Source organism: Streptomyces sp. MS06 (genome assembly GCF_047200655.1).
In the GTDB taxonomy this organism is placed as follows: domain Bacteria; phylum Actinomycetota; class Actinomycetes; order Streptomycetales; family Streptomycetaceae; genus Streptomyces.
The window spans coordinates 48168-68214 of record NZ_JBJZOJ010000039.1 but is presented as its reverse complement, the minus strand read 5'-3'; the positions used below and the strand labels follow the sequence as shown (position 1 = coordinate 68214).

Below are 20047 nucleotides of genomic sequence, written 5' to 3'. Positions count from 1 at the left end.
TCCCTTTTCCCTCCCCCTGGGGGGCGGCCCACGGCGCATCTGCTCGAGCTGGGCCCGCGCCGCCATCTGCTGCGCGAACAGCGTCGTCTGGATCCCGTGGAACAGCCCTTCCAGCCATCCGACCAGCTGAGCCTGGGCGATGCGCAGCTCGGCGTCGGACGGAGTCTTGTCGTCCGTGAAGGGCAGGGAGAGCCGCTCCAGCTCCTGCACCAGCTCCGGAGCCAGTCCGTCCTCCAGTTCCTTCACCGAGCTGGAGTGGATCTCCTTGAGCCTGGCCCGGCTGGCCTCGTCCAGCGGAGCCGCCCGCACCTCCTCGAGCAGCTGCTTGATCATGCTGCCGATCCGCATCACCTTCGCCGGCTGCTCGACCTGGTCCGTCACCGGTGTCTCGTGGGAGTCGTCGTCCCCGTCGATGCCACCGAGCGCCATGCCGTCCTGGCCCACGACCAGGATCTTCTGGGCGTTCTCCGGCGATCTGTCGTTCCTCGGCATCTCCATACCGTCATTCTCTCGCACGCCCGCACCTCACCACCGGGGTGCCCCCGCCCCGGCAGCTCGTCCGCCGGGGCGGGGGCCACCCCGGCCCGGCAAGCTCGTCCGCCGGGACCGCCCCGGCCCGCGCCCGCGGACCCCGCCCCGGGCGTACGCACCGCGCCCCGCCCCACCCGGACCAGGCGCCGGGGTCGGCCTGTCGGCGGAGTCCGGAATGCCGGGAGCGCGGACCGGTGTGAGTCTGAGGACGTGATACCGAGGCTGCGCGCACTGAGGGCGACGGCCCTGCCGGCGGCCGGGCTGTCCGCCCTCGTGGCGCTGGGCTGCGCCGGGGCGGCGGCCGCGTCGCCGGGGACGGGCCCCGCCCACGGCACCGCGCCCGCTCCTTCGCCGGGTTCCGTCCTGGCGCCCGTCTCCGTGCCCTCCCCGCAGGCCTCGCTGGCGGGGAGCAGGGCCGGAGAGGGCCGGCAGCGTCCGGGACGGCCGGAGGAGACTCCGGGACCGTTCGACGCCGCGGGCAACCCGGCAGCTGCCGATCTGCCGCCCGGGGCGGCCGGAGACGCTCCGTCCTCCGCAACGCGGCCGCCCGGGTCCCCGGCGGCGTCCGAAACCCCCGCCCGGTCCGCACCGCGCGCCGGCGACCACGACGAGGGTCCGGCGACGCCCGTGCTGAGCGTCCTGCCCCTGGGCAGCGGGCTGGTACTGGTCGGACTCGGCCTGGGGCTGGCCCTCGTCGGACTGCGGGTACGGCGCGGCTAGGCAACCGCCTCGCGACCGGTTCACCCGCGGAGCACCCCGTCCTGCGCCGGTTGCCCCGGCTCCTCGTCCGACTGCGGGTGTGCAGGGGGTCCAGCAGACGGCTCAGGGCGGACTCGTCGAGTGTCCGGCCGGTGATCTCGGCCTCCACGCCGCCCCGGGAGCGGGTCGGGGTGACCTTGCGGGAACCGTGGGCGAGAGCGCGGACGGCGGTCGGCTCTCCGTGCCCGTCCACCGTGCAGGTCGCGTCCTCCGCCGCCGGCCGGGGGCACCGGGGCTCGGGCGCGCGCGGCGGGCGCACCGAGACGGCCACCTACTCCTTGTGCCGGACGGAGTGGTACCCGACGCCGAACGAGCCGGGACGCGCATCGGCGCGGGCCGCCCACATCCCGGGCGGCGTGTCCCTCGCGTACAGGAGTTCCGTGCGGGCCCGGTACCGCGCCGCCTCCGCCGCGTCCGCGCGCTCCCCTACCTGCGTCGGGCCGAGGAGACCGCCGTAGGCGACCCCGGCGGCCAGGACCGCCACCGCCCCCAGCCGCACCCACCGGTCCGGGACGAAGAAGGCCGCGACCACGGCGTACGGCACCCCGATCATCGCGCTACGGGCAACGATGCCACCGAAGCCGAAGCCCAGGCCGCCGCGGTAGGCGGCCAGACCCGCCAGCACGCCGAGCGTTCCCAGGACGCACACCAACGCCGCCCAGCCCAGCCGTCGCCGCGCCGAGCCGAGCCGCACAGCGGAACGACCCGTCGCGCCGGAATACCCGGTCGCCATCAGAAGGGCCACCAGCAGGGGCACGGACAGGGCGAGCACCAGCAGCCCCGCTCCGGCCCCGTCGGCCCAGGCCTCTATGAGCAGCATGGTTCCGCACGCCGGCACGACAGTCGCCGTCACCGCCCAGACATGGAGGAGGTGAAGCGCCGTCCGCATCCCTCTGCCAGACCTCATACCGCGCAGCCTGCCTGCCCGCGGCCCGGCGCACATGAGTCGCCCTACTCACCGCGCCCGGGGCGCGCCCGGACCGGTCCCGGCCGCGCCCCGGACCTGGTCCCGACCGCACCACCGGACCGGTCCCAGCCGGATTGACCCGTTCCCGGCCGGATCCCAGGCCGATCCGGCCCGTTCCCGGCCAGGTCCCCGTCCGATCCGCCCGCGAACTGCCCGCCCGTAGACTGCCCGCCCGCGTCGAAGCCCTCCCGCCGGTGACGGGAGGGCTTCGACGCAGGCGGGCGGCTCGGTTCCTCCCCGGCCGTCCTCGTCCGTGCGGGTCGGCTCAGGGTGCGGTCAGCAGGACCTTCCCGATGTGGCCGCTGCCCTCCAGGACCTCGTGCGCGGCGGGCGCCTCGCTCATCGGGAGTTCGCGATCGACGACCGGACGCACCTGCCCGGCGGCAATCAGCGGCCAGACGTGCTCCCGCACGGCGGCCACGATGGCCGCCTTCTCGTCGAGCGGACGGGCCCGCAGGGAGGTGGCGCTGATCGCGGCCCGCTTGCTCAGCAGCGCACCGATGTTGAGCTCGCCCTTCACTCCGCCCTGCATTCCGATGATGGCAAGCCGGCCGTTGACCGCCAGGGCCCGGACGTTTCGGTCGAGGTACTTCGCGCCCATGTTGTCGAGGATGACGTCGGCCCCCGCACCGCCGGTGGCCTCACCGAGCTCGGCGACGAAGTCCTGCTCCCGGTAGTTGATCAGGATGTCCGCGCCCAGCTCGGCGCAGTACTCCAGCTTCTCCTTGGTCCCCGCGGTGACGGCCACCTTCGCGCCGACCGCCTTCGCGAGTTGGATCGCCATCGTGCCGATGCCGCTGGATCCCCCGTGCACGAGCAGCGTCTCGCCGGGGCGGAGATGGGCGACCATGAAGACGTTGGACCAGACGGTGCAGACCACCTCGGGCAGCGCAGCGGCCCGCCGCAGCCCGACGCCCTCCGGCACGGGCAGCAACTGGCCGGCCGGCACGGCGACCTTCTCGGCGTAGCCGCCTCCGGCGAGCAGCGCGCAGACCTCGTCGCCGACGGTCCAGCCGGAGACTCCGGGGCCGATCCCGGCGATGCGCCCCGAGCACTCCAGCCCCGGGTACGGAGAGGCGCCCGGCGGCGGGTTGTAGAAACCCTGCCGCTGAAGGATGTCGGCCCGGTTGACGGCGCTGGCCGCCACCTCGACCAGGACTTCACCCTCGCCCGGTACGGGGTCGGGGACCTCGTCCCACACCAGCGCCTCGGGCCCACCAGGTTCGGGAATCGTGATCGCATGCATGGGCAGGACGCTACCGCCCGGGGCGCCGCCGTGCCGCGAAGGTGCCGTCGAACAGCCGGGTGCCGTCGATCGGCGAGGTGCCGTCGAACAGCCAGGGGCCGTCGAAACGGCCGGGTGCCGGCCCGTGGCCGGTCCGACGCCGGGCGGTCGCCGGGCGGTCGCCGGGCGGTCGCCGGGCGGTCGCCGCGGAACGAGGCCTGGCGCAAGCGCGGTTCAGCCCGGCCGCCCGGCCCGCGGGTCCGATGCGCGGACGATGGTGATCACCCGGTCCGTCGGCTCCAGGACACCGATCGACGGATCGTCGTAACCGAGGACCCGGTGACCGCGGACCACGCTCACCACCAGGTCGGCCGTCTCCCGCGGCGAGAGCCCCGCCTCGGCCTTGGTGACCGGCCGTTCCACCAGGTCGAGTCCGGTGCCCGGCTGGATGAGGTCCTGCATGACCAGCCCGGCCGAAGGGCTGAGCACGGCCACGCCGAGCAGCCGTCCGGCCGCGCCCGCACTGACGATGACCTCGTCGGCACCGGACTGGCGCAGCAGTTGCGCGTTCTCCTCCTCGCGCACCGTGGCGACGATCTTCGCCGTCGGGTTGAGCTGCCGGGCCGTCAAGGTCACCAGGACCGCGGTGTCGTCGCGTTCGGGCGCGACGACGATCCGCTCGGCGCGGTGCACTTCCGCGCGCCGCAGCACGTCACTGCGCGTCCCGTCCCCGACCACGCCCGCGTAGCCCTCGGCGATCGCGGAGTCGACTGCCCTCGTACTCGCGTCGAGGACGACGACCTGGCCTTTCCGCAACCCTGTCGCACAGACGGCCCGGACCGCGGAGCGGCCCTTGGTCCCGAAACCGACGACGACGGTGTGATCGCGCACCATGGGCCTCCAGACGTGTCGTGCCGCCGCACGTGTTGCACCGCTCCGGGTACCCCCCGGTCGGCAACCATGGTGCCGTCCGGACGGCACCCAGACGCAGGGGGCACGCGATGAGGGTCGAACCGCATCGGCAGCACGGCCAGGGGCGCATCTCGTTGTTGAGGTCCCTGTGGTACCACTCGCAGACGGAAGCCCGCGAGGACGTCGAAGCGGGCCGCTCCATCACCCTGCCGGTGCAGAGCACCGTACCTCCGCTGCTCCAGGTGCTGCGGAGGCTCGCACTGGCGCTGATCGTGCTGGCCGCGACCACGCTGATCGTCTACCTCGACCGCTCCGGCTATCGCGACAGTTCCGACGGCTCCGTGGACTTCCTCGACGCCGCCTACTACGCCACCGTCACCCTCTCCACCACCGGTTACGGCGACATCACCCCGGTCAGCGACGGCGCGCGGCTCATCAACATCCTGGTCATCACGCCGCTCCGGGTGCTGTTCCTGATCATCCTGGTCGGAACCACACTGGAGATCCTGACGGAACGCACCCGGCGGCAGGTCCGCATCCACCGCTGGAGGTCCCGCCTCCGGCGGCACATCGTGGTCATCGGTTACGGCACCAAGGGGCGGCATGCCGTCCGAACGCTGGTCGGCCAGGGCGTGCCCCGGCACCGGATCGTCGTCGTGGACGCCCAGCGCAAGGCCGCCGACATCGCCGCCGACGACGGTCTGGTGGCCGTGAGCGGGGACGCCACGCGCTCCGAGACCCTGCTCAAGGCCGAACTGCCGCTCGCCTCCCAGGTGATCGTCGCCCCGCAGCGCGACGACACCGCCACGCTCATCACGCTCACCGCCCGTCAGCTCAACCCGCACGCCACGATCGTCGCCGCGGTACGCGAGGACGAGAACGCGCCGCTGCTCAAGCAGTCCGGTGCCGACACCGTCGTCACCACCTCCAGCTCCGCCGGCCGCCTGCTCGGAGTGGCCATGGCGAGCCCCGCGGTGGCCCGCACCCTGGAGGACCTCATGACCCTCGGCAGCAGGCTCGACCTGGTGGACCGGCCGGTGGCACCGGAGGAGGTGGGCCTGGCGCCGCGTGCCTGTGCGGAACTGGTGCTTGCCGTCGTACGCGACGCTCAGCTGCTGGGCCATGACGACCCCCGGCTCGGGGAGTTGCGGGCCGGTGACCGCCTGATCGTCGTGAGCCGTGCGCTTCCCCAGCCGTCGGAGGACTGAGCCGCTGCCCGAATACGCCCGACGCACCGGACGCACCGGACGCACCGGACGCACCCGGAGGTGCTAATCGCACCGGACACGCTGGTCGCGCCAGTTGGTCCGATGGGTGCCCCGCTCGGAAGAGACCGCCCGGGAAAAGGACTCAACGGGGAACACGGCGATACCGCCGGTTTCACCCGCCCCCGGAACGATACGGATGTTTCACGTGAAACAGGCTTCGGAGCCGCCGCCCACCCACGGCAGGTCGAGCAACTCCACCTCTGCCGCCCTCTCGGACCCGCCCGGAGGCACGACCGCGAGCGCGTCGGCCGCCGCGACGCCTCGGAGCATGGCCGGGCCGTTGTAGTGCAGCGGAACGGTACCGCCGCCGTGCAGCACGACGGGGACGAGACGGGTGTCGTGGGGATGCCCGTGCACCGCGTCGCGCAGCGGAAGCGTGTACGGCTCCGGTACAGGGCGGGCCGACAGCTCGCACAGCAGGGGAGCGGCCAGCGTGAGCAGGCCGGAGACGGCCGCGAGGGGGTTGCCGGGCAGACCCACCAGGTGCTGCTCCTCCCCGGTCCGGGCCAGCAGCATGGGGTGCCCCGGGCGCACCTTGACGCCGTCCACCAGGAGGTCTGCACCCGTGCGGCGCAGGACGGGGTGGACGTGGTCGACCGGGCCGGCCGCGGTACCGCCGGTGGTGACGATCAGGTCTGCCTCGGAACCGGCCACGGCCCGGTACAGCGCCTCCGCGTCGTCGCCGATCCGCCGGACGGCGGTGACCTCGGCGCCGAGCGACCGCAGCCAGGGCGGAAGCATCGGGCCCAGCGCATCCCGGATCAGTCCGTCGTGCGGCAGGCCCTCGGTGAGCAGTTCGTCACCGAGGATCAGTACCTCGGCGCGCGGTCGGGGCACGACCGTGACGGTGTCGTACCCGGCGGCCGCGGCGAGACCGAGGACGGGCGGGGTGACCGGGGTACCGGCGGACAGCAACTGGTCGCCGCTGCGGCATTCCTGGCCGCGCGGGCGGATGTCCTGCCCGTGAACCATGTCCCTGGTGGGGTGCAGGCGCCGCGTGCCGTCGGTGCGGCCGTGCTCGCTGCGCAGCACCGCGGTGGTGTCCGGGGGAATGCGGGCACCGGTGGCGATGCGGACGGCCTCGCCGTCGGCGAGAGGTTCGGGGGCCGCGTGCCCGGCGAGGATGCCGGTGTCGCGCAGGGCCCAGGGGCCGGGGCCGGCCACCGCCCAGCCGTCCATCGCGGAGGTGTCGAACGAGGGCAGGTCGGTGAGCGCGGCGAGGGGGGAGGCGAGGACGAGCCCCAGGGCTTCGTCCAGAGAGACGGCGACACCACGGCGGCGCACCGCACGCTGCCGCCCCGCCCGCGCCGCGATCGCCCGCGCCTGGCGCCAGGGGGTGGCCCGGTGCCGGTCGTGCGCCCCGGGACGGCCGTGCGCCGCGGAGGAGTCACCGGTGGCGGGAGACGGCATCCGGCCACCCGGGCCGTTGCTGTCCTTCACGAGGGCGAGCGCCTCCTCGACGTCGAGGTCCTCGGCGTCCCGGCCGCCCCGGACACCGGAGCCGCTCATCCGGCGTCCGGGCGGGTGTCGGTCCCGGCGCCGGGGGCCGTGTCGGGCCGGCCTTCGGCGGCTGCCTCGCTCGCCCAGCGCTGGGCGAGGGCCGAGGCCTTGCGTACCGCCTCGGCTACGGCGTCGGGCCCCCCTTGGGCCCGAGCGGCCGCATAGCCGACGAGGAAGGTGGTCAGCGGGGCCGCGGGCCGGGCCACACCGTGTGCGGCATCGCGGGCGAGGTCGAGCAGCGCGCCGGTGTCGACGTCGAGTTCGATGCCCAGCTCGTCCTTGACTGCGGAAATCCATTCGTCCAACACGTGCCCATGCTCCCTGATGCGTGCTCTTGCGGCGGCGATGTCGTCCCAGGTGTCGCAGTCGAACGACGCGACGGGGTCGGGGACGCGGGTGAGGTCGAGACCGTCGGTCAGCCTGCGCAACGGCATCCCGGCCAGCCCGGTGCCCGACGGGACGGCGGGCACCACGGCGTCGGCGCCGGGAGTCGAAGCGCCAGGGGTCGAGGCGCCGGGGGTCGAAGCGCCAGAGGTCGAAGCGCCGGTGCTGGCGGCGGCGGTCGCCGCCGAGGGGTGGACGGCGGGCGCGGCGGCCCGGGCGGAGGTGCGCCGTCCGGCGCCCGGGGTGCGGGTGAGAGCGGCGAGGCCGCCGCGCAGGGCGGAAGCGCGGTAGGCGGCCACGAGAGGCTGGTCGCGTCCTTCCGCATCGGTGAGCAGCGCGCCGTCGGCGCCGGTCTCCCGCAGGGCGGCGAGCAGCCGCCGCACCGTCGGCTGGTCGAGGAACGGCAGGTCGGCGGAGAGCACGAGGACGTGCGGCGCCGTCGTCCGCCGCAGCCCGGCGTCGAGCGCGGCGAGCGGCCCGCCACCCGGCGGTTCCTCGCGAGCCCAGTGGACGGGCCGCGCGGTGGGGCGGGGCTCCGCGACGACGACCGTGGTGCGGGCGCCCGCACAGGCGGCCAGCACCCGGTCGAGCAGGGCGCGCCCACCGACGGCCACGCCGGGTTTGTCGGTGCCGCCGAGCCGCCGCGCGGCGCCGCCAGCGAGGACGACGGCGTCGTAGGCGCGCACGGCAGCGGCGTCGGCCGGCGCGGAGGCGGGACCGGCGCCGTGCGCGCCGGGCGGCTGGTGGGCAGTCACCCTCCGAGTATGCGGGCAGCCGCCGAGCACCGGGGAGATCGGGGTGCCCGCAGGCCTCGGTGGCGCGTGCCGGTCACAGTGTGCGCAGCAGCACCGCCGGCTGTTCGACGCAGTCCGCCACGTAGCGCAGGAAACCGCCTGCCGTGCCGCCGTCGCAGACCCGGTGGTCGAAGGTGAGTGCCAGCTCGACGACCTGCCGCACCGCCAGCTCTCCCTCGTGCACCCACGGCTTGGGGATGATGCGGCCGACGCCCAGCATGGCCGCCTCGGGATGGTTGATGATCGGCGTGGACCCGTCGACGCCGAACACCCCGTAGTTGTTCAGCGTGAACGTGCCTCCGGTGAGGTCTCCCGGGGTCAGGCTGCCCAACCGGGCCGCCTCGGTCAGCCGGGCGAACTCCGCGGTCAGCGACTCGGCGTCGCGTGCGTGCGCGTCCCGCACGACGGGCACGACCAGGCCACGGTCGGTCTGCGCGGCGAACCCAAGGTGGACCTGGTCGAGCTGGACGACCTCCCGGGCCTCCGTGTCGACGTAGGAGTTCAGCTCGGGGAACCGGCCGAGCGCGGCGGTGCAGATCCGGGCCAGCAGCGCCAGCAGGGAGATCTTCGCCCCCCCGGCCGCGTTCATCGCGGTCCGTGCCCGCATCAGCTCCGTGGCGTCGGCGTCCACCCAGCAGGTCGCGTCCGGTATCTCGCGGCGGCTGCGGGACAGCTTGTCCGCGACGGCCCCGCGCACGCCCTTGAGGGGGACGCGGACACCGCCCACCGGTGCGGAGGACGGACGGGCCGCCGGACGCGGCTGCGGCGCGGCCTGGGGCCGCGGCTCGGTCTGGGGCTGCGGGACGGTCCGCCGGGCCGACTGCGCGGGCGGCGCCGTCCGGCTCTGGGTGGCGGCGGCCTGCAGGGCGTACTCCACGTCCGCCCGCAGGATCAGTCCGTCGGGACCCGACCCGTGCAGTTCCCGAAGGTCCAGGTCGTTCTCCCGGGCGAGCCGCCGTACCAGCGGGGAGATCACCGGGACCGGTCCGTCCTGTGCCGGGCTTCCCGCCGCGGCCGCGACTGGGGCCTGCGGGACGGCGTCCGCGGTGGCCGGGACCGACACGGCATGCGCGGGCGGGGAAGGCCGCACCCGTCGGCGGCGCGCCGGGGGCGCCCCGGTGCCGTAGCCCACGAGGACGTTCCCGGAGCTCTCGCCCGCGCCCTGGCCGGCCGCGGAGCCCGCGCCGCCGTGGGAGCCGGTACCGCCGTCGGCCGAAGCCGTGCCGCGGACGGCGTGCTCGCCGCCCGCTGCCGGGGACGGCCCGTCGGAGGCGGAGGCGCCCACCGCGACCGTCAGCAGCGGGGCGCCGACCGGCAGCTCCTCGCCCTCCTCGCCGAAGCGCGCGGTGACCACACCGCCGTAGGGGCAGGGCACCTCGACCATCGCCTTGGCCGTCTCGACCTCCACGACCGGCTGGTCGACGGCGACGACCTCGCCGACCTCGACCAGCCAGCGCACGATCTCCGCCTCGGTCAGCCCCTCCCCGAGGTCGGGGAGCTTGAACTCCAGCACCTGTGCCATCAGCCTTCGGCCTCCCATTGCAGACGCGCCACCGCGTCCAGGATGCGGTCGACACCGGGAAGATGGTGCCTCTCCAGCATCGGCGGCGGATACGGGATGTCGAACCCGGCCACCCGCAGCACCGGCGCCTCCAGGTGGTGGAAGCAGCGCTCGGTGACCCGCGCCGCGATCTCCCCTCCCGGGCCGCCGAACCCGCCCGACTCGTGCACGACGACCGCACGTCCGGTGCGCCGCACCGACGCGCAGACCGTCTCGTCGTCGAACGGCACCAGGGAGCGCAGGTCGACGACCTCCAGGTCCCAGCCCTCGGCACGTGCCGCCTCCGCGGCCTCGAGGCAGACCGGCACGGACGGACCGTACGTGATCAGTGTGGCGCTCCGCCCCGAGCGCCGCACCGCCGCGCGGCCTATCGGCGCGACGGAGGCCGGTTCCTCGGGGTTCCAGGAGTCCTTGGACCAGTACAGGCGCTTGGGTTCGAGGAAGACGACCGGGTCGTCGGAGGCGATGGCCTCGCGCAGCATCCCGTAGGCGTCGGCGACGGTGGCGGGCGTGACGACGTGGAGTCCCGGCGTCGCCATGTAGTACGCCTCGGAGGAGTCGCTGTGGTGCTCCACGCCGCCGATGCCGCCGCCGTACGGAATACGGACGGTGATCGGCAGCGGGAGCTGGCCGCGGGTGCGGTTGCGCATCCGGGAGACATGGCTGACGAGCTGCTCGAACGCCGGGTAGGCGAAGGCGTCGAACTGCATCTCGACCACCGGGCGCAGCCCGTACATCGCCATGCCGACCGCCGCGCCGAGGATGCCGGCCTCGGCCAGCGGGGTGTCGGTGCAGCGGTCGTCGCCGAACTCCGCGGCGAGCCCGTCGGTGACCCGGAACACTCCGCCGAGGGTGCCGACGTCCTCTCCCAGGACGTGCACGGCCGGGTCATCGGCCATCGCGTCGCGGAGCGCCCGGGTGAGGGCCTGGGCCATGGTGGCCGGCTTGACGGCGACGGTGGTCATCGGTGGTTCCCCTCCTGCTCGGCCTCCAGCTCGGCGCGCAACTGGGCGCGCTGCTCGCGCAGCTGGCCGGTGCGCTCGGCGTAGATGTGGTCGAACAGGTCCATCGGGTCGAGCTGCGGGTCCTGGTTCATGCGCTCGCGCAGCCCTGCGGCGAAGCTCTCCGCGTCCTGGCGGGCGGTCTCGATGCGGTCCTCGTCGATCAGTCCGCGCTCGGTCAGCTCCCGCTCCAGCAGCACGACCGGATCGTGGTCCCGCCAGGCCTCCACCTCGGCCTCGCCCCGGTAGCGGGTGGCGTCGTCGGCGTTGGTGTGCGCGTCGACGCGGTAGGTGATCGCCTCCACCAGGGTGGGACCGCCGCCCTCGCGTGCGTGCCGTACCGCGTCGGAGAGGACCTCGTGCACCGCGGCGGCGTCGTTTCCGTCGACCAGCCGGCCGGGCATGCCGTATCCGACGGCCTTGTGGGCCAGGGAGGGGGCTGCGGTCTGCTTGGCGAGCGGAACCGAGATGGCGAAGCCGTTGTTCTGGACCAGGAAGACGACCGGGGCCTGCCAGACGGCGGCGAAGTTGAGCGCTTCGTGGAAGTCGCCCTCGCTGGTGCCGCCGTCGCCGACCATGGCGAGCGCGACCACGTCGTCGCCCTTCAGCCGGGCGGCGTGGGCGAGGCCCACGGCGTGCGGCAACTGGGTGGCGAGCGGGGTGCTGAGGGGGGCGACGCGGTGCGCCCGGGGGTCGTAGCCGGTGTGCCAGTCGCCGCGCAGCAGGGTGAGCGCGTCGACGGGGTCCACTCCGCGGGCCACGGCGGCCAGGGTGTCGCGGTAGCTGGGGAAGAGCCAGTCCTGCTCCCGGAGTGCGAGCGCGGCCGCGACCTCGCAGGCCTCCTGGCCGGTGCTGGAGGGGTAGACGGCGAGGCGGCCCTGCTTGGTGAGCGCGGTGGCCTGCACGTTGTACCGGCGACCTCGCACCAGCTCGGCGTAGAGGCTGCGCAGCAGCGCGGGGTCGGCCTTGGCGGCCGCCTCGGTGCCGAGGACGCGGTAGGGCTCGGCGTCCGGCAGCAGGGGTGCGGGATCCGTGCGGGGCTGCCAGGCGGGCGGCGGGGAGGGCTGATAAGCGCCCCGCTGCTCCATGACCGTCATGACGGCACCTCCTGTGGGAGCGGCTGTGCAGGCGCGGCGTCTGTGACGCGCCTCACCTACCGATTGTTCGGTCGCCGGCACATTTTGGCTACAGGTGGCCCCAGGCTGTGGACAAACGGTTCTCCACAACCTGAGATGAATGCAGGACGTCCACGGCGGAGAGGCGGGGGGACATGGCTTCTGAACAAATGGCCGACGGTCCGGACGGCGGGCCCCTCCTGCCTCCCCCGCGGCCGCTCGACGCCATCGACCAGGACATCCTGAGAATGCTGCAGGTGGACGGCCGGGCCTCGATACGGTCGGTGGCCGAACGGGTGCACGTCTCCCGCGCCAACGCCTACGCGCGCATCAACCGCCTCGTCGAGGACGGCGTCATCCGCGGTTTCGGGGCCCGCGTCGACCATGAGCGGGCCGGCCACGGGACTTCCGCGTACATCACGCTGAGGATCGTGCAGAACTCCTGGCGCACGGTGCGCGAGCAGTTGCGGCGGCTGCCCGGCGCCGCGCACATCGCGCTGGTGGGAGGGGACTTCGACGTGCTGCTGCTCGTCCACACCCCCGACAACAGGGCGCTGCGCGAGGTGGTGCTGACCCGGCTCCAGGCCATCCCCGAGGTGCTCGGCACCCGCACGCTGCTGGTGTTCGAGGAGGAGGACCTGGAACCGCAGGGCTGACCCCGCGGGCCGGCCGCCCCGGAGGTTCAGCCGCCGCGCAGCCCGGTGAACACCAGACGCACCACGGCGTCCCCCACTTCCCGCTCGCCGGCGCCCCTGCCGTCCGGCCGGTACCACTCGACCACCGAGTTGATCATCCCGAAGACCAGCCTGGTGGCGAGCCGCACCTCGACGTCCGCGCGGACGTCGCCGTCGTCGGCGGCCGCCCGCAGCAGCCCGGCGACCCGGTGGTCGAACTCCCGGCGCCGCTCCAGCGCCCACCGCTCGGTCGCGGTGTTGCCCCGCACCCGCAGCAGCAGCGTCACGTAGGGGAGCTCGCGGATCAGCACCTCGACCATGCGCCGCACCACGTACTCCAGCCGTTCGGCGGCGCGCCCGGCAAGCGCGGGCTCCTCCTCCAGAATTCCGAAGAGCCCGTCCAGGGCGCGGCTGACGGCGCGGCGCAGCAGCTCCTCCTTGCCGGAGACGTGATGGTAGATCGACGACTTGGAGATGCCGGCGGCCTTGGACAGGTGCTCCATGGAGGTGCCGTCGTAGCCGCGCTCGTTGAAGACCCGCACGGCGACCGAGAGCAGCGACTGCGGGGTGTACGTGTCACGCTTGGCGGTGGTCATGGGGTGGTGCCCTCCCGCTTGTCCGAGGCGTGCGCGTGCCGGTAGAGCGCGAGGGAGGGCGCGTAGCGCCCCGACGGGTCACGCAGGTGGAGGTCGTCCAGGAGGGCGTAGGCCCACTCGCGGCCCAGTCGCCGACTCCACTCGAAGGGTCCCAGCGGGTAGTTGACGCCCAGGCGCATCGCGGTGTCGATGTCGCCCTCGGTGGCCACGCCCTTGGCGACGGCGTCGTACGCCAGGTCGATGATCCGCGCGACCGTACGGGCCACGATCATGCCGGGTACGTCGCCGATCACGCTGACGTCCTTGCCCAGCGCCTGGAAGAGGCCGACGGCCTCGGCGAGGGTCCGCGGGGAGGTGTCCTGGGAGGCGGACAGGGCGATGCGGGTGGCCGCGCGGTAGTCGAGCGCCAGGTCGAAATAGACCACATCGCGGAACTCCACCGAGGTCTGCCCGTCGGCGAGCGCGAGCTGCCCGCCCCCGGGCAGCACCAGGCGGGTGCCGTTGTCCTCGTCCTCCTCGCGGACCTCGATGCCCGCCTCGCGGATCAGCGCGAGCAGCGCCGCCGCAGGGCCGAGGTCCCCCTCGGCGACCACGTGGGCGGGCGGCTGCCGCCGCTCCGCAGTGTGCGGCTCGGGCACCTCGGCGCCCTGTTCCCCCTCGCGGTAGTCGTACCAGCCCTGTCCGCTCTTGCGGCCCAGCCGCCCGGCCTCGACCAGGCGCCGCTGCGCGAGCGAGGGGGTGAAGCGGACGTCCTGGAAGAAGGACTGCCACACCGAGTGGGTGACCGACTCGTTGACGTCCTGCCCGATCAGGTCGGTCAGTTCGAAGGCGCCCATCCGGAAGCCCCCGCACTCGCGCAGCACCGCGTCCACGGTGGCCGGGTCGGCGCCCTGCGCCTCGTGGACGGCGAAGGCCTCGGCGTAGAAGGGTCGGGCGATGCGGTTGACGATGAATCCGGGCGTGTCGGCGCAGGCGACCGGGGTCTTGCCCCAGGCGCGGGCGGTCTCGTACGCGCGGGTGGCCGAAGTGACGTCGGTGGCGGACCCGGAGACGACCTCCACCAGCGGCAGCAGCGGCGCCGGGTTGAAGAAGTGCAGTCCGACGAAGCGGCCCGGTGCGCGCAGGGCACCGCCGATGGCCGCGATCGACAGGGAGGAGGTGTTGGTGGCGAGCAGGCAGTCCTCGGCGACGACGTCCTCCAGCGCGCGGAAGAGGTCCTGCTTGACGTCCAGCCGCTCCAGGACGGCCTCGACGACCAGTCCGCAGCCGGCGAGTTCGGCGAGGCTGTCGGCGGCCGTCAGCCGGGCGCGTGCCGCGTCCCGGTCCGCGCCGCTCAGCCGGCCCTTCTCGACGAGCCGGTCGAGACGTGCGCCGATCGCGTCGGCCGCTTCCCGGGCCCGCCCTGCCGCGGCGTCGTACAGCCGCACGGGATGGCCGGCGACCAGTGCGACCTGGGCGATGCCCTGGCCCATGGTGCCGGTGCCGACGACGGCCACGGGGCTGCTGAGGTCGAGTGCTGTCATGAGCGCGATCCTCCCGCACGGGGTTTTCCACAGATGCGGCAGGCCCCCTTGTCCCGACCGATCGTTCGGTTACTCTAACTCTGGCTGGCCCGTACGTCAGCCCGTCCGCAGCCGGGACGAGGCGCCTCGCGCCGCCCGCCCGACCGCCCTGCCCCTGTACCGCCGAGGTCATGAGCTCGACGAAGAGTTCTTGAAACGAGGAGTTGGTCCCGCATGGCCGCCGAACTCACCGCGCACGAGCTGATCGCCAAGCACCGGCCCACGCTCGACCAGGCACTCGAAGCGATCCGCACCCGCGCGTACTGGTCCCCGCACCCCGAACACCCCAAGGCCTACGGGGAGCACGGCAGCCTGGACGCGGCGGCCGGCAAGGCGGCGTTCGACGCCCTCCTGGGTACCCGCCTCGACCTCGGCCAGCCCGGTACCGACGACTGGGTGGGCGGCGAGGTCTCGCCCTACGGCGTGGAGCTCGGCGTCACCTACCCGCACGCCGACCTCGACGTCCTGCTGCCCGCCATGGACGCGGCCCGGCGCTCCTGGCGCGACGCGGGCGCGGAGGTCCGCGCCCTGGTGTGCGTGGAGATCCTCAAGCGGATCAGCGACCGCACGCACGAGTTCGCGCACGCGGTCATGCACACCTCCGGACAGGCCTTCATGATGGCCCTCCAGGCCGGCGGCCCCCATGCCCAGGACCGCGGCCTGGAGGCCGTGGCGTACGCGTACGCGGAGCAGGTCCGCACCCCCGACACCGCGGAGTGGACCAAGCCGCAGGGCAAGCGGGAGCCGCTCGCGCTGACCAAGCAGTTCACCCCGGTCGCGCGCGGCATCGGCCTGGTGATCGGCTGCAACACCTTCCCCACCTGGAACGGCTACCCGGGCCTGTTCGCCTCCCTGGCCACCGGCAACGCGGTCCTGGTCAAGCCGCACCCGCGCGCGGTGCTGCCGCTGGCGCTCACCGTGCAGATCGCGCGGCAGGTGCTCGCCGAGGCGGGCTTCGACGCCGACCTCGTCGCCCTGGCCGCCGAGCGGCCCGGCGAGGGCATCGCCAAGACCCTCGCCACCCGGCCCGAGATCCGCATCATCGACTACACCGGCTCGACCGCCTTCGGCGACTGGCTGGAGGCCAACGCCCGCCAGGCCCAGGTCTACACCGAGAAGGCCGGCGTCAACACCGTCGTGGTGGAGTCGACGGACGACTACCGGGGCATGCTGTCCAACCTGGCGTTCTCGCTGTCGCTGTACAGCGGCCAGATGTGCACCACCCCGCAGAACCTGCTGATCCCCCGGGACGGCATCCGCACCGACGCGGGACCGAAGAGCTTCGACGAGGTCGTGGCCGATCTGGCGAAGGCCGTCGACGGTCTGCTCGGCGACGACGCACGCGCCAACGCCCTGCTCGGCGCCCTCGTCAACCCGGACGTGAAGACCCGCCTGGAGGCAGCCTCCGGCCTGGGCGAGGTCGCCCTCGCCTCCCGCAGCGTCACCCACCCCGAATTCCCCGACGCGGTCGTGCGCACGCCCGTGATCGTCAAGCTGGACGGCGCCAAACCGGACACCGAGGCCGCCTACCTGAGCGAGTGCTTCGGACCGGTCTCCTTCGCCGTCGCCATGGACTCCACCGCCGACGCGCTGGACCTGCTGCGGCGCACGATCCGCGAGAAGGGCGCCATGACCGTCGGCGCCTACACCACCGACGGAGAGGTCGAGCAGGCAATCCAGGAGGTCTGCCTGGACGAGGCCGCCCAGCTCTCCCTCAACCTCACCGGCGGGGTGTACGTCAACCAGACCGCCGCCTTCTCCGACTTCCACGGCTCCGGCGGCAACCCGGCGGCCAACGCGGCCCTGTGCGACGGCGCGTTCGTGGCGAACCGCTTCCGCGTCGTCGAGGTCCGCCGGGAGCAGTAGAGCGGGGGCAGCCGGCTCAGGCGCCCCCGCCGGCGCTCCAGTGGTACAGCGTCATGGCCACGCTGGTGGCCAGGTTGTAGCTGGAGACCTGGGGGCGCATGGGCAGCGCCAGCAGGTGGTCGGCCCGTGCGCGCACGCCGTCCGAGAGCCCGCTGCGCTCCGAGCCGAACGCGAGGACGGCGCCGTCCGGCAGCTTCACCCCGCGGATGTCCTCGCCCCCCGGGTCCAGCGCGTACAGCGGCCCGGGCGGCAGCTCGCCGATGTCCAGCCGCTCCACGGCGGTCGCGAAGTGCAGCCCCGCACCGCCGCGCACCACGGTGGGATGCCACGGGTCGAGCGTGCCGGTGGTGACCACCCCGGTCGCACCGAAGCCGGCCGCCAGCCGGATCACGGCACCGGCGTTGCCGAGATTGCGCGGCTGGTCCAGGAGCACGACGGGAGCGCTGCGCGGGGTCTGCCCGAGCCGTGCCAGATTCGCCTCGCGCGGCGGCCGCACCGCCAGTGCGGCCACCCCGGTCGGATGAGGCCGCGACACCAGTGAGGCGTACACCGCCTCGGGGACCTCGGTCAGCAGCGCCGCCAGCTCGTCCCGTACGTCGGGCGCCAGTTCGTCGGCGAGGGCGAGCGCCGCCGCCCGGTCGACGGCGACCGCCACCGGCACCTCGGCGCGGAACCGCACGGCGTGCTTGAGTGCGTGGAAGCCGTCGAGCAGGACGGCCGCACCGGCGAGCGAGCGCCAGCCGGCTACGGGGTCGGTCATGCGGTGAAGCCTACGCGCGCCTCCTCGGCGCTCTCGGGAGCGCGCTGCTCGGGCGGCGCCGCACCGGCGCCGCGGGGGAGCATCCGTGCTCGCCCGCGTGCCGTCCAGCGCCCGAGCCTCCTCAGGAACGACGTCGGCAGGAAGACCGCATCCGCGGCGATCATGGCCAGGGAGAAGAACGGCAGCCCGAGGACGACGGCGATCACCGCGTGCTCGGTCATCATGGCCACCAGCAGCACGTTCTTGACCCGTCGGTTGAACAGCGTGAACGGGAAGGCCACCTGCACGATGACCGTCCCGTAGGTCACCAGCATCACCATCACCCCGCTGTCGCTCAGCAGATGCGCGAGCGCCGGCCAGGGCGTGAAGTAGTCCAGGTGGAGCGGGTAGTAGACGGCGGTGCCGTCCTGCCACCGCGAGCCCTGGATCTTGTACCAGCCGGCCGTCGCGTAGATGAGGCAGGCCTCGGCCATGATCACCAGCAGTGCCGCGTTGTGCACGATGGTGGCGACCACGTCGAGCAGGGCCCGGGGCTCCCCACCGCCGTCCGCGCGCCGGCCGACCGACCACCACAGGGCCTGCGCCGCCCAGGCGCCCCAGAGCAGTGCCGGCACGAACACCTCCGTACCGGCGAAGCGGCCGGTCGCTGTCACCGCGACCAGAGCCAGCCCGCACACCGTCCAGAGCAGCGGCCCCACCCGGTCGCCCACCCGCACGCCGGTCGCCTCCGCCACCCGCTCCCGCCGCTCCCGCCGTGCGTCCAGGGACCACACCCGGCCGCAGCGGGTGAACACCAGGTACACCGACATCAGGTGCAGGACGTTGTCGCCGCCGTCGCCCACGAAGACGCTGCGGTTCTGCAGCGACAGCACCCCCACCATGAACAGCACCGACGCGGTACGGGTGCGCCAGCCCACCAGGAGCAGCACGCTCGACAGCACGGCGAGCCCGTACACCGCCTCGAACCAGCCCCGTCCGTCCGACCACATCAGGGCGGTGAAGGCGTGGTTGGTGGCGACGAGCTGCCGGGCCAGATCCCAGCTCCAGGGGCCGTCCGGACCGTACAGCTCGGCGCGGTGGGGGAACTCGCGCAGCAGGAACAGCAGCCAGGTCGCCGAGAACCCGATACGGATCACCGCCGACTGGTACGGGCCGAGGGGCGCTCCGGTGGCGCGGGCGATCGCCTTGGACAAGGCCAGGGAGAAGCGGTTCACCGGATCCCTCCCGCGGCCTCGTCCGCCGGCACGGTCCACCAGGACAGCGTGCGGTAGACGGGATCCTGCGACACCTGCTCCCCGCTCCAGGGCGGCGGTGCCACGTTGACGGTGCGGGACCGGAACTGGACCATCTGCAGGGCACCGTCCCGGTCGGCGACGCCGGTGCGCTCCAGCCGAAGTACCCCGATCCGGCGCAGATACGTCTCGGCAAGTGTGCCGCGCAGCCCCTTCGCCCGGTTGTCCTCGGTGTGCGTGGCGGAGTAGAGGTCCCAGGCCCGGCGGAGCTCGTTCTGCCGGGTGTGGCTCGGCAGCGGGTTGCCGTCGATGGCCCGGCCGTCCTGTGCGGACAGGTCGAGCCAGTCCGTCGTCCGCAGGGCACCGCCCTCCGTCTCCACTTGGGCGCGCACCTCGACGGAGATGTTCTGCTGAAGCGGATTCGGCGCGAACAGCTTCCAGTTCTGCTCGAACTCCGGGTAGACCCATTCGTCGACGGCGTCGCCGTGCTGCCGGGTGACCGTGTTGGACGGCGCGATGTGCAGGAACACCATGCCGAGATGCACGCAGACGGCGACCGCGACGACGGCCAGCGCCACGGCCGCACCGACCTGGTAGCGCGGAGACAAGGAGTCGACGCCGGCAGGGGGCGGGTCCTCCCGCACGGCGGGGGGCGGGCCGTCCCCGGCGGGGGACGGGGCCTCCCCGGCGGGGCGCGGGACTGGTGCGACGGAGGCGGAGTCGTGGCCGCCGGGGGACGCGCGCCCGGCTGCGACGGGCGGGCTGCCGCCGTCCCCGGCGGCCTCCGGGGCCGCGCCGGCCGGCCCCGAGGCTCCCCGGTCGGCGCGCCGCGCACCGGCGCCGTCGCGGACCGGGGTTCCACCGGGGCGGGCCCCCGGGACGGCACCGGACGGTCCGCCGCGGGCTCCGTCCGCTCCGGAGGCGCCGCCGGGGGCCCCGGTGTCCTCCCGGCCGTCCGCGCGATCCGCGGACGTCGGGGCGTCCGCGGCACGGCGCCGGGGCGGCCCCGCGCCGTCCTCGTGCGCGGGCCGACCCGCACCGTCGCCGTGCGGAGCGTCCGCGGCCCCGTCGTACGCCCTCATCCCGCCCCGTCCCACGCTCGGTCATGGCTCCGCGCCCCCGGCTCCCGGGGCCGTCGTTGCACCGCGCCGGGCCCGGCCGGGCGGGCGCTCGGACGGAACGGTACTCATGGCCGCCCGCCCGGCACAGCCCCCGTTCGCGACTCGTCCGCCCGGGTGTCCCGCACAGCCTCGGCGGGCGCGGCCCCGGCAGTCGTCCACAGGGGTCTCCCGTGTTGTCCACAGCGGTTGACACCTCAGGGCGCCCACCGCACCATGGAA

The 20047-nt window shown here is 74.0% G+C and carries 17 protein-coding genes and 1 pseudogene; 4 read left to right on the top strand and 14 right to left on the bottom strand.

The window, feature by feature from the left end; translation table 11 throughout:
• Window positions 1-498: bacterial proteasome activator family protein (locus tag ACL02U_RS21245; RefSeq protein ID WP_412792454.1), on the bottom strand; the 498-nt coding region annotated here is incomplete at its 3' end.
• A gap of 243 nt (window positions 499-741) precedes the next feature.
• Here ACL02U_RS21245 and ACL02U_RS21240 point away from each other — a divergent pair.
• A complete protein-coding gene (locus ACL02U_RS21240; RefSeq protein WP_412792453.1) occupies window positions 742-1251 on the top strand; it encodes a hypothetical protein in 510 nt (169 codons plus the stop codon).
• Between the two features lie 310 nt (window positions 1252-1561).
• Here ACL02U_RS21240 and ACL02U_RS21235 read toward each other — a convergent pair whose 3' ends face one another.
• The 3 genes and pseudogenes from ACL02U_RS21235 to ACL02U_RS21225 all read right to left on the bottom strand — a co-directional run.
• Window positions 1562-2110 (bottom strand): hypothetical protein, encoded by a 549-nt coding sequence (locus ACL02U_RS21235; protein WP_412792452.1) that lies wholly within the window; start codon window positions 2108-2110, stop codon window positions 1562-1564.
• A 412-nt stretch (window positions 2111-2522) separates the two neighbouring features.
• Entirely contained in the window at window positions 2523-3503 is a 981-nt protein-coding gene (locus ACL02U_RS21230) for an NAD(P)H-quinone oxidoreductase (RefSeq protein ID WP_412792451.1), read from the bottom strand.
• Between the two features lie 213 nt (window positions 3504-3716).
• A pseudogene (locus ACL02U_RS21225) lies at window positions 3717-4385 on the bottom strand (potassium channel family protein); the annotation flags it as partial.
• 98 nt (window positions 4386-4483) lie between these two features.
• On the opposite strand from ACL02U_RS21225, the gene ACL02U_RS21220 reads away from it, so the two are divergent.
• Complete coding sequence (locus ACL02U_RS21220) at window positions 4484-5602, top strand: potassium channel family protein (protein WP_412792450.1); 1119 nt, start codon at window positions 4484-4486, stop codon at window positions 5600-5602.
• 201 nt (window positions 5603-5803) lie between these two features.
• Here the strand turns inward: ACL02U_RS21220 and ACL02U_RS21215 are convergent, their stop codons facing one another.
• From ACL02U_RS21215 to pdhA, 5 genes are all read right to left on the bottom strand, one after another.
• Window positions 5804-7171: a molybdopterin molybdotransferase MoeA gene (locus ACL02U_RS21215; protein WP_412792449.1), complete on the bottom strand. Its 1368-nt coding sequence runs from the start codon at window positions 7169-7171 to the stop codon at window positions 5804-5806.
• Window positions 7168-8301: an NTP transferase domain-containing protein gene (locus tag ACL02U_RS21210; protein ID WP_412792448.1), complete on the bottom strand. Its 1134-nt coding sequence runs from the start codon at window positions 8299-8301 to the stop codon at window positions 7168-7170. The genes ACL02U_RS21215 and ACL02U_RS21210 overlap by 4 nt, the downstream gene beginning before the upstream one ends.
• Before the next feature lie 73 nt (window positions 8302-8374).
• Window positions 8375-9862 (bottom strand): dihydrolipoamide acetyltransferase family protein, encoded by a 1488-nt coding sequence (locus tag ACL02U_RS21205; RefSeq protein WP_412792447.1) that lies wholly within the window; start codon window positions 9860-9862, stop codon window positions 8375-8377.
• The gene (locus ACL02U_RS21200) at window positions 9862-10866 is read right to left on the bottom strand and encodes an alpha-ketoacid dehydrogenase subunit beta (protein WP_412792446.1); all 1005 of its coding nucleotides are present in this window, start codon (window positions 10864-10866) and stop codon (window positions 9862-9864) included. The genes ACL02U_RS21205 and ACL02U_RS21200 overlap by 1 nt, the downstream gene beginning before the upstream one ends.
• Window positions 10863-11999, bottom strand: coding sequence for a pyruvate dehydrogenase (acetyl-transferring) E1 component subunit alpha (gene pdhA / locus ACL02U_RS21195; protein WP_412792445.1), 1137 nt, complete (start codon window positions 11997-11999; stop codon window positions 10863-10865). The genes ACL02U_RS21200 and pdhA overlap by 4 nt, the downstream gene beginning before the upstream one ends.
• A gap of 188 nt (window positions 12000-12187) precedes the next feature.
• Here pdhA and ACL02U_RS21190 point away from each other — a divergent pair, with 188 nt between their 5' ends.
• On the top strand, window positions 12188-12673 hold the full coding sequence (locus ACL02U_RS21190; RefSeq protein WP_412792457.1) for an Lrp/AsnC family transcriptional regulator: 486 nt from the start codon (window positions 12188-12190) through the stop codon (window positions 12671-12673).
• 26 nt (window positions 12674-12699) lie between these two features.
• On the opposite strand, the gene ACL02U_RS21185 is transcribed toward ACL02U_RS21190, so the two are convergent.
• Both ACL02U_RS21185 and ACL02U_RS21180 read right to left on the bottom strand, forming a co-directional pair.
• Window positions 12700-13287: a TetR/AcrR family transcriptional regulator gene (locus ACL02U_RS21185; protein WP_412792444.1), complete on the bottom strand. Its 588-nt coding sequence runs from the start codon at window positions 13285-13287 to the stop codon at window positions 12700-12702.
• A complete protein-coding gene (locus ACL02U_RS21180; RefSeq protein WP_412792443.1) occupies window positions 13284-14810 on the bottom strand; it encodes a 3-hydroxyacyl-CoA dehydrogenase in 1527 nt (508 codons plus the stop codon). The genes ACL02U_RS21185 and ACL02U_RS21180 overlap by 4 nt, the downstream gene beginning before the upstream one ends.
• Window positions 14811-15023: 213 nt before the next feature.
• Between ACL02U_RS21180 and paaN the strand changes: the two genes are divergently transcribed.
• On the top strand, window positions 15024-16715 hold the full coding sequence (paaN, locus tag ACL02U_RS21175; RefSeq protein WP_412792442.1) for a phenylacetic acid degradation protein PaaN: 1692 nt from the start codon (window positions 15024-15026) through the stop codon (window positions 16713-16715).
• A 16-nt stretch (window positions 16716-16731) separates the two neighbouring features.
• Here the strand turns inward: paaN and ACL02U_RS21170 are convergent, their stop codons facing one another.
• The 3 genes from ACL02U_RS21170 to ACL02U_RS21160 are packed head-to-tail and all read right to left on the bottom strand — an operon-like array spanning window position 16732 to window position 19315.
• The gene (locus tag ACL02U_RS21170) at window positions 16732-17475 is read right to left on the bottom strand and encodes a TrmH family RNA methyltransferase (protein WP_412792441.1); all 744 of its coding nucleotides are present in this window, start codon (window positions 17473-17475) and stop codon (window positions 16732-16734) included.
• Window positions 17472-18689 (bottom strand): HTTM domain-containing protein, encoded by a 1218-nt coding sequence (locus ACL02U_RS21165; RefSeq protein ID WP_412792440.1) that lies wholly within the window; start codon window positions 18687-18689, stop codon window positions 17472-17474. The genes ACL02U_RS21170 and ACL02U_RS21165 overlap by 4 nt, the downstream gene beginning before the upstream one ends.
• Window positions 18686-19315, bottom strand: coding sequence for a DUF5819 family protein (locus tag ACL02U_RS21160; RefSeq protein WP_412792439.1), 630 nt, complete (start codon window positions 19313-19315; stop codon window positions 18686-18688). Before ACL02U_RS21160 ends, ACL02U_RS21165 begins: the two co-directional genes overlap by 4 nt.
• Window positions 19316-20047: the final 732 nt, after the last annotated feature.

Excerpts from the sequence above, each read along its gene's own strand:
- ACL02U_RS21235 (WP_412792452.1), bottom strand. The coding sequence starts at position 2,110 with ATGCTGCTCATAGAGGCCTGGGCCGACGGGGCCGGAGCGGGGCTGCTG.
- ACL02U_RS21230 (WP_412792451.1), bottom strand. The coding sequence starts at position 3,503 with ATGCATGCGATCACGATTCCCGAACCTGGTGGGCCCGAGGCGCTGGTG.
- ACL02U_RS21220 (WP_412792450.1), top strand. The coding sequence starts at position 4,484 with ATGAGGGTCGAACCGCATCGGCAGCACGGCCAGGGGCGCATCTCGTTG.
- ACL02U_RS21215 (WP_412792449.1), bottom strand. The coding sequence starts at position 7,171 with ATGAGCGGCTCCGGTGTCCGGGGCGGCCGGGACGCCGAGGACCTCGAC.
- ACL02U_RS21205 (WP_412792447.1), bottom strand. The coding sequence starts at position 9,862 with ATGGCACAGGTGCTGGAGTTCAAGCTCCCCGACCTCGGGGAGGGGCTG.
- ACL02U_RS21200 (WP_412792446.1), bottom strand. The coding sequence starts at position 10,866 with ATGACCACCGTCGCCGTCAAGCCGGCCACCATGGCCCAGGCCCTCACC.
- pdhA (WP_412792445.1), bottom strand. The coding sequence starts at position 11,999 with ATGACGGTCATGGAGCAGCGGGGCGCTTATCAGCCCTCCCCGCCGCCC.
- ACL02U_RS21190 (WP_412792457.1), top strand. The coding sequence starts at position 12,188 with ATGGCCGACGGTCCGGACGGCGGGCCCCTCCTGCCTCCCCCGCGGCCG.
- ACL02U_RS21185 (WP_412792444.1), bottom strand. The coding sequence starts at position 13,287 with ATGACCACCGCCAAGCGTGACACGTACACCCCGCAGTCGCTGCTCTCG.
- ACL02U_RS21180 (WP_412792443.1), bottom strand. The coding sequence starts at position 14,810 with ATGACAGCACTCGACCTCAGCAGCCCCGTGGCCGTCGTCGGCACCGGC.
- paaN (WP_412792442.1), top strand. The coding sequence starts at position 15,024 with ATGGCCGCCGAACTCACCGCGCACGAGCTGATCGCCAAGCACCGGCCC.
- ACL02U_RS21170 (WP_412792441.1), bottom strand. The coding sequence starts at position 17,475 with ATGACCGACCCCGTAGCCGGCTGGCGCTCGCTCGCCGGTGCGGCCGTC.